This window comes from Nitratireductor aestuarii, from assembly GCF_014641695.1.
Classification (GTDB): domain Bacteria; phylum Pseudomonadota; class Alphaproteobacteria; order Rhizobiales; family Rhizobiaceae; genus Chelativorans; species Chelativorans aestuarii.
The window spans coordinates 189,851-202,532 of record NZ_BMIF01000002.1; the positions used below are offsets into that span (position 1 = coordinate 189,851).

Sequence of the window (12,682 nt, forward strand, 5' to 3'; positions counted from 1 at the left end):
GCCAGACCGCGCCCACAAGGAAGAAACGGCATGGTGTCCAAGCGTCTCAGTCGCGAAGCAGGCCACAAACGCAAGTTTCTGGCGATCGTGGACAATACGCCAGAATGTGAGCGCGCCATCAGCTATGCGGCGCGACGGGCCTACTCGACCAACGGGTCACTCGTGCTTCTCTACACGATCGAGCCCGGCGACTTCCAGCATTGGCTCGGCGTTGAGCAGATCATGCGCGAGGAGCAACTGGCGGCGGGGCAGGCAGCACTCGATGCGCAGGCAACCCGCATCCGCGGCAGCATCGGGATCGAACCAGAACTCGTGTTGCGCGAAGGCAAGAAGGTCGATGAGATCCTGTCCGTGATCGAAGAGGATCAGGACATCGCCATTCTGGTGTTGGCGGCAGGCAATTCCAAGGAAGGACCCGGACCGCTCGTTTCCTCGATCACTGGCAAGTCGGCGACCTTCCCGATCCCGGTGACTGTCGTTCCGAACGGCCTCAGCGATGAGGAAATTGAGAGCCTCGCCTGATCGGCGGAGATGATAGCGAATTGAGGCGGAGGGCTTGATGCCACGCCTCTTCGTGTCTATTTTAGAATTATTCAAAACTTGCGGAGCACTTTGATGTTCATCCAGACTGAAGCTACTCCTAACCCTGCTACCTTGAAGTTCCTGCCGGGTAAGGTGGTGCTTGAACAAGGCACGGCTGATTTCCGGGATGCGGACAGCGCCCGCCAAGCCTCGCCGCTGGCCGGCCGGCTGTTCGATATTCCCGGCGTCATCGGCGTTTTCTTCGGCTTTGACTTCATCACCGTCACCAAGAATGATGGCGACTGGCAGCATCTGAAGCCGGCGATCCTCGGCACGATCATGGAGCATTTCATGTCGTCGCAGCCGGTCATGGCGACGCCTGACCAGGGCCTGGACCGCGATTTCGATGGCGAGTTCTATGACAAGGCCGATGAGGAAATCGTCGCGACCATCAAGGAGCTCCTTGAGACGCGCGTGCGTCCTGCGGTTGCGCAGGATGGCGGCGACATCACATTCCGTGGCTACGAGAAGGGCACCGTCTATCTCAACATGAAGGGCGCCTGCGCCGGTTGCCCGTCATCGACCGCGACGCTGAAGCACGGCATCCAGAACCTGCTCCATCACTTCATTCCCGAAGTGCAGCACGTCGAGCAGAGCATCTGATCCATTCAGTCACTTCGAGACAAAGAAAAACCGGGCGCAAGGCCCGGTTTTTCGTTTCTGGGACAGGGAACTTGTGACCAGACTTACTGAACGATGACCTTGGCGCCAACCTGAACGCGGTTGTAGAGGTCGATGATGTCCTGGTTCATCAGGCGGATGCAGCCTGAAGACATGGCCTTGCCGATGGAATTCCACTCAGGCGTGCCGTGCAGGCGATAGCCGGTGTCGCCACCCTTGTTGAAGAGATAGAGCGCACGGGCGCCAAGCGGATTGTTCAGACCGGGGGGCATGCCGCCCCGCCACTTGGCGAGTTCCGGCTGACGCTTGATCATTTCGGAGGGCGGGGTCCAGGTCGGCCACTCGCGCTTCAAGGCAACGCGCGCGGTACCGGACCATTCGAAGCCATCGCGGCCGACGCCGATGCCGTAGCGCATGGCCTTTCCGTTTTCCTGCACGAGGAAAAGGAATTTCTGCTTGGTATCGACGATGATTGTGCCAGGCTTCTCGGCTGTCTTGTAGGAGACGATCTGACGGCGGAACTGGCTCGGAACCTTCTCGACCGGGATGCTGGGCAGGGTGTAGCCTGCGTCGGTGACAGCGCCGTATTGCGCCGTAAAGAAGCGCGACGGACCGTCCGTGCTACAGCCAGTGATCACGGCCGTCAGGCCGAGCAGCACGGCTAGATACAATGATCTGAAATTCATTATGGATGCCCCAATAATCGAGCGCTGACCGATGTCGGCTCGTCTGCCCCATTTTTGACTGAATTGTTAAAATGAGTGTTAATCCGTTACTATAATCAAGTAAAAATTCTGTCAGCCGCCTAATTATTTCGGCTGAGGCGGGCCGAAGAAGCGCATCAGAGGCTTTTTTCTCGCCTGTGCAGACGGGGCAGGCTTATAATCAGGCTTACCCTCGCGAGCGACTCGACCCCACAGGTACTTTCGAAAGCATGGCAATCATCTCACCCCTGGTACGCAATCCATTGGCCGACGGACGGCAGTCTGAAAGGGCTCTCGTCATCAGGCGCGGCGTTCAGCGACTGTTGTTGCAGATGGGCGCTGTCGCACTGCCGGAGCTTTCGCTTGCGAGCGGACGCCGCGCGGACCTCGTGGCGCTGATGCCGAAGGGGGACATCTGGATCATCGAGATCAAGTCGTCGGTGGAGGATTTCAGGGTCGACCGGAAGTGGCCGGATTACCGGATGCACTCGGATCGCCTGTTTTTCGCATCGCATCCAGAAGTGCCGTCATCGATCTTTCCGGAGGACTGCGGCTTCATCCTGTCGGACGGTTATGGGGCGGAGATCATGCGTGATGCTCCGGAGCACCGGCTTGCACCGGCAACGCGCAAGGCCATGATGCTGCGCCTTGCGCGGGTTGGCGCAATGCGGCTCACAGCTGCAGAGCTCGCCGGTATCGACGTTCCGCTTGAGGATGACGAAGCCTAGTCAGCAAAAGGGCAGGTTGTGACCTGCCCTTGAAATCCAACAATCGTGAGAGATTAGCGCGGGGCTCGCTTGGCGAGGATGCGCTGCAGTGTGCGGCGGTGCATGTTGAGCCGGCGTGCGGTCTCAGAAACGTTGCGGTCGCACATCTCGTAGACGCGCTGGATATGCTCCCAACGGACGCGGTCGGCCGACATCGGGTTTTCCGGCGGCTCGGCCTTGTCATCACGGTTGCGCATCAGCGCGTTGTAGATGTCGTCGGCATCGGCGGGCTTGGACAGGTAGTCGATGGCACCGAGCTTCACGGCGGTCACGGCCGTCGCGATGTTACCGTAGCCAGTGAGGATGATGGCGCGGGCATCTTCGCGCTTCTCGCGCAGGGCGGCGACGACGTCGAGGCCATTGCCGTCGCTGAGGCGCATGTCGATCACTGCGAAGGCCGGCGGCGCGGTGCGGATCTTGCTGATCGCTTCCTCAACGGTCTCGGCTGTATCAACCTGGAAACCCCGCCCTTCCATGGCCCGAGCAAGACGGGCAAGAAACGGCCGATCATCTTCTACGAGGAGAAGACTACGATCACCATCGGGAAGGGAATTGTTCGGATCAACAGCCGTGTTCGTCATCATTAACTCGCTTTCGTAAGCTGAATTTAGGAGGCTGGGAGCGGATTTTCCAGTGGTTCCTTATACTTGCGCGCCGTCTGTGGTCAAAAACCTTTCTCTTGGCCAACGGATCGTCACCTTGGCGCCCTTGCCCGCTACTCCGGCATTGGCAAAATCCAACGTTGCGCCGGAGCGTTCCAGCAAGGTTTTGGCGATGAAGAGCCCCAGACCCAGGCCGCCGCCTGACGACGCACCAGCCTTCCGGCGGGAAACATAGGGCTCGCCAATGCGGTCGATCACTTCCATGGGGAAACCCGGACCATCGTCGAGGATCGTCAGGCGCACCGCCGTTTGATCCCAGCTCCAGCGGATTTCGACCGTGTCGCGCGCGAAATCGACTGCGTTCTCCACCAGATTTCCAAGCCCGTAGAGCACGCCCGGGTTCCGTCGGCCGACTGGCTCCGGACCATCCGTCGTCTCCGGCTGCATGTCGATGGTTATACCAAAATTTCGGTGCGGCGCGGCAATTTCTTCGATGAGCGAGGTGAGCGGCAGCCTTCCGATGTGCAGTTCGCCTTCGGAGGAGAGGCTGGTCAGGCGCTTCAAGATTTCACGGCAGCGTTCGCTCTGTGAGCGGAGCAGAGTTACATCTTCGCGGAACCGGGGATCTTCGCCGAGCGTCTTTTCCATCTCGCGGGCGACGAGTGTGATGGTTGCGAGCGGCGTTCCAAGCTCGTGTGCAGCCGCTGCCGCCAGACCGTCGAGCGCGGAAATGTGCTGCTCGCGCTGGAGCACCAGTTCCGTTGCGGAGAGGGCATCAGCCAGCATGTGCGCTTCTTCCGCCACCCGGTACGCGTAGACGGCGGTGAAGACCGTCGTTGAGACAATCGCGATGAGCATACCAAAGACATGGACCGTCGGGACGATGAGCTCGACACCCGGACGCCAGGGCAGGGGCAGGTGGAAGGCGGAAACAAGCGCTGCAACCACGATGACGAAGGCCCCGAGGATCACGGTCAGGCGAAGCGGCAGCGTGGTCGCGGAAATGACCACCGGAACGATCATCAGAACCGCGAAAGGATTGGTGATACCTCCTGTGAGGTAGAGCAGGCCTGCTAGCTGCGAGGCGTCGAGCATCAGCAGGACAAGCGCGGTTCTCGGCTGGAGCAGATGGACCGACGGATAGCGGAAGGTGAGGTAAAGGTTGAGCCAGGCCGAGGCGGCGATCAGCGCAAAGCAGGGGCCCACCGGAAGCGGAAAGCCGAGGCCAAAGAAGACGACGAGCACGGCAGCGCTTTGACCCACGATGGCGAGCCAACGCAGACGGATCAGCGTGTTCAGCCGCAGGCTGCGGTTGGAGCGGATGTGCGGCGTTCCAAGTTCTTCCATCATAACCGATCGTCTTCCATTTGCAGGAACTGGTTCAGTCTACTTCACACGCGGTTTAGCTCTGCTCGTTGGCATAGCCGAGGCTGGGTCTTCAGGCCATACATGCTTTGGGTATCGGCCGCGCATATCTGAGCGCACGTCTGCCCAGGATCCACGCCAGAAGCCGGGCAGATCGCGCGTCTTCTGGATCGGACGATGCGCTGGCGACAGGAGTTCCAGCGTCAGCGGAATGGCGTTGCTACCGATGGTCGGATGCTCGTTCATGCCGAAGAGTTCCTGCACGCGGATCGCCAGCACCGCCTCTCCGTTTTCATAGCGAATTGGCACATTGTTGCCGGTCGGCGCCGCAAAATGGGTGGGCGCGAGCGAAGAAATGCGCCGCTGCATGTCATAGGGTAGGAGCGACAGGAGTCCCTGCTGGAGCGTGTCGGTGGTGACGCTCGCAATGTTCGGCTCTCCCTTGAGGAAGGGCAGCAGCCACTCGTCGAGGCTGGCCAAAAGGGCCTCGTCACTGACGTCCGGCCAGGGCTCGCCTTCCATCGCATGCATGAAGCCGAGGCGGGCGCGGAGGTTTTCCGCAGCGTTCGTCCAGTTAAGGATGCTGAGACCGTGCGTCCGCACCGCCTCGATCAGGGCTTGATCGGCGTCTGCGCCGCGCGGTGCGGGCAGTTGCTTCTCGGACAGGACGATCGCGCCGATCCTGCGGATCTGGCGCTGGCGGACGGAACCTTTCTCCCGGTCAAATACGGTTTCAGTGCGCGTTTCGATACGGTTTCCGAGTTCGGCCAGAAGCTCGTCCTCGGTCAGCGCAGATGCCGCTGTGATGCGGGCGTTGCGCGCCTGTCCCTGAAGGTCGGCCACCACCAGCCATGGCGATCCCGCGAGGCGCTCGGCTTCATCAAGTTGGCCACCGCGACCGTTTGCCAGAACAAAGTGTCCGTAAGAGCCGCGTGCCTTGGCAACGCGATCGGGCCAGGCGTGGATGAGCAGGGAACCGGTCGTGCCGGTTGCTCCGCCTTGCGGCTTGCCGCCTGCAGCCTGTGCCAGCCGATCCGCCAGCGACTTCGCGGCCTGCGCACGGGCAGAGCGGTCGGATAAGAGGCGGGAAAGGCGATCGTCCAGATCGGCGGAATTGCCGCCGAGGCCGCGTTCCGAGATGATCATGGCGAGCCGGGCGGCATCTCGCGCGCGACCTTTCTGCGCTGCGATCACCACCATGTGCGCAAGACGCACAGGCAGGGCTAGTTTGCGCATCGCTTCGCCTTCGGGCGTCAGGCGACCTGCCTCATCCAGCGCCCCGAGATTGCGCAGCAGGGCGCGGGCTTCGGCAAGTGCGGGCTGCGGCGGTGCATCAAGAAACGCGAGGGTGGTAGGCTCAGTCACGCCGAAGGCAGCGCAGTCGAGTAGCAGACTGGAAAGGTCCGCTTCAAGGATTTCGGGCGGCGTGAAGGCTGGGAGTGCAGCCGTCTGCTCCTTGCGCCAGAGGCGCAGCGCAATGCCGGGAGCCGTGCGGCCAGCGCGGCCCGCGCGCTGGTCGGCGGAAGCGCGCGAGACGCGCACCGTCTCCAGCCGCGTCATGCCCGTGTCCGGCTCGTAGCGGGGGAGACGGGAGAAGCCGCAATCGACCACGGCAGTCACGCCGTCGATGGTGACAGAGGTCTCGGCGATGGCCGTCGCCAGCACGACCTTGCGCCGTCCTGCCGGTGCGGGCCTGATGGCTGCATCCTGCGCTGGACCTTCGAGGCCGCCGTGGAGGGGCACAAGATCCGTCCCCTCCGGAAGTTTCCCTTCAAGCAGGCCCTGTGTCCGAGCGATCTCGCGCTGGCCGGGCAGGAAGGCGAGAATGCTGCCGCTCTCGTCGCGGATCAGCGAGCGCACGGCCGCTGCGACAGCAGCCTCCATGGTATCCGAAAGGGAGCGTTCGACATAACGGATGTCGATGGGGAAGCTGCGGCCTTCGCTTTCCAGCACGGGCGCATCGCCCAGAAGGCTTGAAACGCGGGCGCCGTCGATCGTCGCCGACATCACCAGCAGGCGCAGGTCGGGCCGCAGGGCTCCCATCACGTCAAGGGTGAGCGCAAGGGCAAAGTCGCCGTCCAGCGAGCGTTCGTGGAATTCGTCGAAGATCACGGCGGAAATGCCGTCGAGTGACGGATCCTCGATGATCATGCGGCCAAGAATGCCCTCGGTCACCACAAGGATGCGGGTCGCGGCTGACGTCTTGCGCTCCATGCGCATGGCATAACCGACGGTCGCGCCCGGTTCTTCACCGAGCAGCGAGGCCATGCGGCGGGCGGAAGCGCGGGCGGCGAGACGCCTCGGTTCGAGCAGCAGGATGGTGCCCGACGCCGACCATTCCTCTTCCAGGAGGGCAAGCGGCACCAGCGTGGTCTTGCCTGCACCGGGAGGCGCTACGAGCACGGCCTTGCCATGTTCGGCCAAGGCTGCCTTCAGATCGGGAAGAACGGCCGTAACTGGTAAGTCGGGTAACTGAACTGCTCTCATGATATTTGCTACTAGAGCATTTCAGCATCACGTGGAAACGTGGAAATGATCTTCGCAGCGCCGATCACATGAACCCCGCACCCTTCAGCGACATGACGGCCGGGCCCATGATCACCACAAACAGCACCGGCAGGAAGAAGAGGATCATCGGCACTGTCAGCTTGGGCGGCAGGGCGGCGGCCTTCTTCTCGGCCTCGTTCATGCGATGCTCGCGGCTTTCCTCGGCCATCACCCGCAGGGCGCTACCAATTGGGGTTCCGTACCGTTCAGCCTGGATGAGCGCCTGGGTGACGCTCTTAACAGAGTCGAGGCCGGTGCGGTTCGCCAGGTTCTCGTAAGCCTGACGGCGTTCGGGCAGGAAGGATAGCTCGGCCATGGTCAACACCAGCTCTTCCGCCAGCGCGACGGACTGCGAGCCAATCTCATCAGCCACCCGGCGGAACGCTGCTTCCGCAGACATGCCGGATTCAACGCAGATCAACATGAGGTCGAGCGCATCAGGCCAGGCGAGCTGGATCGACTGCTTGCGCTTGGTCGCTGCATTGGAGACGTAGATTACGGGCGCGTAGAAACCGCCATAGGCGGCGAAAATGCAGGCAAGCACCTTGTACATGGTGGGCTGTGCAGCAAGGCCGTTGCCGAAATAGATCCAGACGAACACAAGCCCGGCGCCCGCAAAGGGCAGGGCGAAGCGCAGGAAGAGGAAGCGCGTCATGGCGCTTTCACTGCGGAAGCCCGCGTTACGGAGTTGTTGGGTCGTCTTTTCGTCGGCCAGCGCGCGGCGCAGATCAAGGCGTTCCACGATGGAGCGTACGCCGGAGGTGTCCTGCCTGCGAAGGCTCTTGCCGCGGTTGCGCTCGGCTTCGGCGGCGAGCCGGGCCTTCTGACGCGCCCGCAATTCGTCACGCTCAAGCGCCACCGTCTTCATGCGCGACCTGAGCGATGGGCCTCCAGTCGAGGGCAGAAGCGTAAGGATTGTGGCGAAGACGGCGACTGATACCAGCGCCGCCACCAGGACCTCGGGATTGGTTGCAATCCGGATGATGGTGTCCATCATCTACACCTCGAAGTTGATCATCTGGCGCATGATGAAGATGCCGAGACCCATCCAGAAGGCGGAAATCAACAGAAGGAAATGCCCTGTGGACGTGGTGAACAGCGGCATGATGTAGTCCGGACTGATCACGAAGACGATGGTCGCGACGAGAGGCGGCAGAGAGCCGATGATGAAGGCGGACGCCTTGGCTTCCATGGAAAGGGCCTGGATGCGTGCCTTCATCTTCTTGCGGTTACGCAAGACGCGCGAGAGGTTGCCCAGCGCTTCCGAGAGGTTGCCACCGGACTGGCTCTGGATCTGGATGACGATGCCGAAGAAATTGGCTTCAGGGCAGGGCATTGTCTCGGTCATGCGGGCGGTGGCTTCGGCAGAGGAAAGACCTATTTGCTGGGCCTCAACGATCCGGCGAAATTCCGTGCGTACCGGTTCGCGCGCTTCGGCGGCAATCATGCGGACGGCATCGTTGAACGGCAGGCCGGAGCGGATGGCGCGCACGATGACGTCCAGCGCGTTCGGAAACTCCTCCAGAAACGCCGTGACCCGGCGCTTGCGCATGTAGTTGACGAACCAGCGCGGCAGGCCGACAGCGCCCACCACAACCGATGCCAGGACAACCAGGGGATGGGCACCGAAGAGCAGCAAGATGAACGCCAGCAGAAAGCCGGTGACGCCAGACAGGATATAGAACTTCTGCAGGCTCACCTCCATGCCGGCCTGCTTCAGCTTGACCTTGAGCGGCGGGTTGGTGACGTTGCGGTCCTGGTTCTTCTGCTTCTGTTCAAGCTCGTGGAGCGTATCCTGGATCGTCTTGCGACGGCGCGCAGCCTCGTTCGTTCGTTCCCGCACCGCACGGGCTGACTGGCGGTCAGCCTCGCCCTTCTTGACGACCTCCAACCGTCGGTTGACGGTTTTTTCGCTGGAAATACTGTTGAACAGGAAGACGTAGGCGATACCGCCGGCACTGATGGCAGCGAGTACGATGAAGCCAAGTGTTCCAAGTCGGAGCCCGAACATTAGGCGTTGCGCTCCATCGCTTCGAATGCCGCGGCAAGGCGGGCGTCTTCGCCATAGTAGCGTGCGCGTTCCCAGAAGGCGGGACGGGCGATGCCGGTGGAGATGTGCTTGCCGATCAGGCGGCCATTCGAATCCTCACCGCGAATGTCATAGACCATCAGGTCCTGAGTGATGATGACGTCGCCTTCCATGCCTACCACTTCGGTGATGTGGGTGATGCGGCGGGAGCCGTCGCGCAGTCGCGAGGCCTGGATGATCACGTCGACCGATCCGTTGATGATCTCGCGGACTGTGCGCTGCGGCAGGGTGAAGCCGCCCATGGCGACCATGGATTCGATACGGTTCAGGCACTCGCGCGGGTTGTTCGCGTGGATGGTGCCCATGGAACCGTCGTGGCCCGTATTCATCGCCTGCAGCAGGTCAAAGACTTCCGGACCGCGCACCTCGCCCACGATGATCCGCTCTGGACGCATGCGAAGACAGTTGCGGACGAGGTCGCGCATGGTGATCTCGCCCTCACCTTCAAGGTTCGGGGGGCGGGTTTCCAGACGCACCACATGCGGCTGCTGCAGCTGTAGCTCAGCCGCGTCCTCGCAGGTGATGATGCGTTCGTCACGATCGATGTAGTTCGTCAGGCAGTTGAGCAGCGTCGTCTTGCCGGAGCCGGTACCGCCGGAAATGACGACATTGCAGCGGACGCGCCCGATGATGCGCAACAGGTCCGCACCTTCCGGCGAGATACTGCCAAAGCGCACGAGCTGATCGAGCGTCAGTCTGTCCTTCTTGAACTTGCGGATGGTGAGCGATGCGCCGTCGATGGCGAGCGGCGGCACGATGACGTTGACGCGGGAACCGTCCGGAAGACGCGCGTCGCAGATCGGGCTCGATTCATCAACACGGCGGCCAACCTGGCTGACGATGCGCTGGCAGACGCTCAGCAGATGCTGGTTGTCACGGAAGCGGATGTTCGCTTCCTCCACCTTGCCGCTGATCTCGATGTAGACCCGCTTGGGGCCGTTCACCATGATGTCGGAGATGTCGTCACGCGCAAGCAACGGCTCGAGCGGACCGAAGCCCAGAACGTCGTTGCAGATGTCTTCGAGCAGTTGTTCCTGCTCCGCGATCGACATCACGAAGTTCTTGATCGCGATGATGTCTGTGACGATGTCGCGGATTTCCTCGCGCGCGCTTTCGGCATCGAGCTGGGCAAGCTGCGACAGGTCGATCGTATCGATCAGCGCCGAGAAGATCTGGCTCTTGGTGTCGTAATAGGAGTCCGGATGGTCGTTTGTAGCGGTACGGCTCGGCTTCACCGGGGCTGTGCGGCCTGACGCTATACCGGCAGGCGCAGACGTTACCGCCGTAGGTGCGAGCGGTGGCACGTTTGACGCTGATCCCAGGACGCCCTCTGGCGCCGGTGCGGATGTTCGCACCAGCTCCTGCGGTTCGTCCTTGCGTCCGTTGATGCCTTTTTTTCCGAACATCGTTGACCGTTACTTCTTCTTCGAGGTGAACCGGCTGAATATCGCCGCGAGCTTCGGCTTCTTCTTGCCCTGGACCTCACGTCGTCCGGCCAGCGCGAAGGCGACCTGGTTGATCGTCTGACTGATCGGATGCTTCGGGTTCAACTGCCCGATCATGCGGCCTGCGTTGGCGGCCTTGCCGAAGGTCGGGGGGTCGAACGGGATCGTGGCCAGGGGTTTTACACCTAGCGCGCTGCCGAAATCGCTGGCGGAAATCTCCGGCTTCTTTGGCACTCCGGATTGATTGAGGATCAGACGTGGCGCTGCATCGTTCGGGCGAAGCTTCTTCAGCGCATCCATCAGGCTCTTGGCGTTGCGCAGGTTGGCAAGATCAGGCGCTGCGGTGATGACGATTTCGTCGGCTCGAGCCAGCGTCGTGCTGATCCAGCTGGTCCAGCCATGGGGAATGTCGAGGATGACGGTTGGCGCGGTTCGCTGCGCCGTTTCCACGATCGGCGAGAAGGCCTCGGCGTCAAAATCATAGACCCGCTCAAGCGACGAAGGCGCGGCTAGCAGCGACAGATGCTTCGAGCACTCCGTCAGCAGGCGGTCGAGATAGACCTCGTCGATGCGGTTGGGTGAGAACACGGCCTCCGCGATGCCCTGTGGCGGGTCCTGATCGAAATCGATGTTGGCGGTTCCGAAGGGCAGATCGAGGTCGGCAATGACGACTTCGTTCTCGAAGGTCTCGGAGAGCGCCCAGGAGATGTTGTGCGCGAGCGTGGAGGATCCGACGCCGCCCTTTGCACCGATGAAGGCGATGGTGCGGCCGAGCGGTTTGGCAGACGGATCGACGAAGATGTCGGAAATGGTGCCGATCACATCCGCAAGGTTGATCGGAGCAACGAGGTATTCCGAGACGCCGGCGCGGATGAGCTCACGATAGAGGGCCACGTCGTTGTAGTGGCCGATGATCACGACTTTGGTGCTCGGGTCGCAAACCTCCGCCAGCCCGGAAAGCCTGTCCATCAGATCCTGCGGTTCGTCGTGGGTTTCAAGGATCAGCAGGTTTGGCGTCGAGGCGGAGCGATAGAACTCGGTCGCATCGGCGATGCTGCCCGACCGCACGATCAGATGCACCTTGGCAACGCGGCGATCCTTGCCGGTGCGGTCGATAACCTCGGCGACTTCGCCGGTCAGGCAGAACGCCTGGATGGAGATGCGCGGAATCGGCCGCAGCGTCAACGGCGTCGCCTGGTCTGTTTCCTCTGCCGAGAACGGATCGGCTTCCACACTAAGGCTCATCGTATAATCCACCCTTGAACGTTAGTAAGAAACCTCGGAACGGCTGTTGAACTCGCCTGAGATGCCGCGCCTCTGATAGGCGCCAATGGCAGCGCCACGGTTGGCCATGTCGGACGGCGTCATCCTGCGCGGGGTCAGCAGATCACTCGGGTTGGCAATCTGGGCTGCCAGGTTGTTCTGGTAGGAGCAGCCGAAATTGCTGTACTGCCGGTTCTCGTAGGTGTTGCCGAGATCTTCGGGCCACTGTCCGCACTGGCCGGTATGGGCCTTCATCACCGGATAGGAGATCCGGATCGGAGCTGACTCGGCACCGTTGGCGTCGTAGTGCACCGTCTGCAAGCGGCCCGACGAGACACCGCGAGCCCGGATGAACTTCGCAAACTCGCTCGCCGTGCTGCGGGCAGCTCCGGCGTTGCCAGAGCCCTGCGGCACCATGATGGTCACCACCGCGTTGCCGCTGTCGCGGTAATTCGAAAAGAAGCCATCGAGTGCCGTCCGGTGCATCGGCGTCATGCTGAAGGACGTGAGCCCCACCGGCAGATCCAGAACCTGATCCTTTTCCGAGATGATGATCGGATGGCGCGTCCGATAGTCGTCCGGGACGGCGTTCACGACCATCTGATCCTGCTGGGCGCAGCCCGTAACCAGCGGGGCGGCCACCATGACGAGCGCCGACAGCGCACACTTACCAAACCGTGATATCTGCATGGCCCCC

The 12,682-nt window shown here is 61.8% G+C and carries 12 protein-coding genes; 3 read left to right on the forward strand and 9 right to left on the reverse strand.

From position 1 onward, the window contains the following. The first annotated feature begins 30 nt into the window (after window positions 1–30). Together IEX27_RS04540 and IEX27_RS04545 are read left to right on the forward strand one after the other, a co-directional pair. Window positions 31–522, forward strand: a complete 492-nt coding sequence (locus tag IEX27_RS04540; protein WP_188719749.1) for a universal stress protein — start codon at window positions 31–33, stop codon at window positions 520–522. Between the two features lie 93 nt (window positions 523–615). Then, window positions 616–1,185: a NifU family protein gene (locus IEX27_RS04545; RefSeq protein ID WP_188719750.1), complete on the forward strand. Its 570-nt coding sequence runs from the start codon at window positions 616–618 to the stop codon at window positions 1,183–1,185. 83 nt (window positions 1,186–1,268) lie between these two features. On the opposite strand, the gene IEX27_RS04550 is transcribed toward IEX27_RS04545, so the two are convergent. After that, window positions 1,269–1,889, reverse strand: coding sequence for a L,D-transpeptidase (locus tag IEX27_RS04550; RefSeq protein WP_188719751.1), 621 nt, complete (start codon window positions 1,887–1,889; stop codon window positions 1,269–1,271). 248 nt (window positions 1,890–2,137) lie between these two features. Between IEX27_RS04550 and IEX27_RS04555 the strand changes: the two genes are divergently transcribed. Next, the gene (locus tag IEX27_RS04555) at window positions 2,138–2,635 is read left to right on the forward strand and encodes an MmcB family DNA repair protein (protein WP_188719752.1); all 498 of its coding nucleotides are present in this window, start codon (window positions 2,138–2,140) and stop codon (window positions 2,633–2,635) included. A gap of 53 nt (window positions 2,636–2,688) precedes the next feature. Here IEX27_RS04555 and IEX27_RS04560 read toward each other — a convergent pair whose 3' ends face one another. The 8 genes from IEX27_RS04560 to IEX27_RS04595 all read right to left on the reverse strand — a co-directional run bounded on the left by IEX27_RS04560 (window position 2,689) and on the right by IEX27_RS04595 (window position 12,675). Further along, a complete protein-coding gene (locus IEX27_RS04560; protein ID WP_188719753.1) occupies window positions 2,689–3,258 on the reverse strand; it encodes an ActR/PrrA/RegA family redox response regulator transcription factor in 570 nt (189 codons plus the stop codon). A 57-nt stretch (window positions 3,259–3,315) separates the two neighbouring features. Further along, entirely contained in the window at window positions 3,316–4,626 is a 1,311-nt protein-coding gene (locus tag IEX27_RS04565; RefSeq protein ID WP_188719754.1) for an ActS/PrrB/RegB family redox-sensitive histidine kinase, read from the reverse strand. A gap of 36 nt (window positions 4,627–4,662) precedes the next feature. After that, the gene (gene hrpB, locus IEX27_RS04570) at window positions 4,663–7,128 is read right to left on the reverse strand and encodes an ATP-dependent helicase HrpB (RefSeq protein ID WP_188719755.1); all 2,466 of its coding nucleotides are present in this window, start codon (window positions 7,126–7,128) and stop codon (window positions 4,663–4,665) included. 64 nt (window positions 7,129–7,192) lie between these two features. After that, window positions 7,193–8,185, reverse strand: a complete 993-nt coding sequence (locus IEX27_RS04575) for a type II secretion system F family protein (protein WP_188719756.1) — start codon at window positions 8,183–8,185, stop codon at window positions 7,193–7,195. Next, window positions 8,186–9,199: a type II secretion system F family protein gene (locus IEX27_RS04580; RefSeq protein WP_188719757.1), complete on the reverse strand. Its 1,014-nt coding sequence runs from the start codon at window positions 9,197–9,199 to the stop codon at window positions 8,186–8,188. It abuts the gene before it with no gap. Then, a complete protein-coding gene (locus IEX27_RS04585) occupies window positions 9,199–10,683 on the reverse strand; it encodes a TadA family conjugal transfer-associated ATPase (protein ID WP_188719758.1) in 1,485 nt (494 codons plus the stop codon). The genes IEX27_RS04580 and IEX27_RS04585 overlap by 1 nt, the downstream gene beginning before the upstream one ends. A gap of 9 nt (window positions 10,684–10,692) precedes the next feature. Then, window positions 10,693–11,967 (reverse strand): AAA family ATPase, encoded by a 1,275-nt coding sequence (locus tag IEX27_RS04590; protein ID WP_188719759.1) that lies wholly within the window; start codon window positions 11,965–11,967, stop codon window positions 10,693–10,695. A gap of 21 nt (window positions 11,968–11,988) precedes the next feature. After that, on the reverse strand, window positions 11,989–12,675 hold the full coding sequence (locus tag IEX27_RS04595; protein ID WP_188719760.1) for a CpaD family pilus assembly protein: 687 nt from the start codon (window positions 12,673–12,675) through the stop codon (window positions 11,989–11,991). Window positions 12,676–12,682: the final 7 nt, after the last annotated feature.

What these genes read in the sequence shown, in the direction of transcription:
- IEX27_RS04540 (WP_188719749.1), top strand. Translation starts at nt 31, where the DNA reads ATGGTGTCCAAGCGTCTCAGTCGCGAAGCAGGCCACAAACGCAAGTTT.
- IEX27_RS04545 (WP_188719750.1), top strand. Translation starts at nt 616, where the DNA reads ATGTTCATCCAGACTGAAGCTACTCCTAACCCTGCTACCTTGAAGTTC.
- IEX27_RS04550 (WP_188719751.1), bottom strand. Translation starts at nt 1,889, where the DNA reads ATGAATTTCAGATCATTGTATCTAGCCGTGCTGCTCGGCCTGACGGCC.
- IEX27_RS04555 (WP_188719752.1), top strand. Translation starts at nt 2,138, where the DNA reads ATGGCAATCATCTCACCCCTGGTACGCAATCCATTGGCCGACGGACGG.
- IEX27_RS04560 (WP_188719753.1), bottom strand. Translation starts at nt 3,258, where the DNA reads ATGATGACGAACACGGCTGTTGATCCGAACAATTCCCTTCCCGATGGT.
- IEX27_RS04565 (WP_188719754.1), bottom strand. Translation starts at nt 4,626, where the DNA reads ATGATGGAAGAACTTGGAACGCCGCACATCCGCTCCAACCGCAGCCTG.
- hrpB (WP_188719755.1), bottom strand. Translation starts at nt 7,128, where the DNA reads ATGAGAGCAGTTCAGTTACCCGACTTACCAGTTACGGCCGTTCTTCCC.
- IEX27_RS04575 (WP_188719756.1), bottom strand. Translation starts at nt 8,185, where the DNA reads ATGATGGACACCATCATCCGGATTGCAACCAATCCCGAGGTCCTGGTG.
- IEX27_RS04580 (WP_188719757.1), bottom strand. Translation starts at nt 9,199, where the DNA reads ATGTTCGGGCTCCGACTTGGAACACTTGGCTTCATCGTACTCGCTGCC.
- IEX27_RS04585 (WP_188719758.1), bottom strand. Translation starts at nt 10,683, where the DNA reads ATGTTCGGAAAAAAAGGCATCAACGGACGCAAGGACGAACCGCAGGAG.
- IEX27_RS04590 (WP_188719759.1), bottom strand. Translation starts at nt 11,967, where the DNA reads ATGAGCCTTAGTGTGGAAGCCGATCCGTTCTCGGCAGAGGAAACAGAC.
- IEX27_RS04595 (WP_188719760.1), bottom strand. Translation starts at nt 12,675, where the DNA reads ATGCAGATATCACGGTTTGGTAAGTGTGCGCTGTCGGCGCTCGTCATG.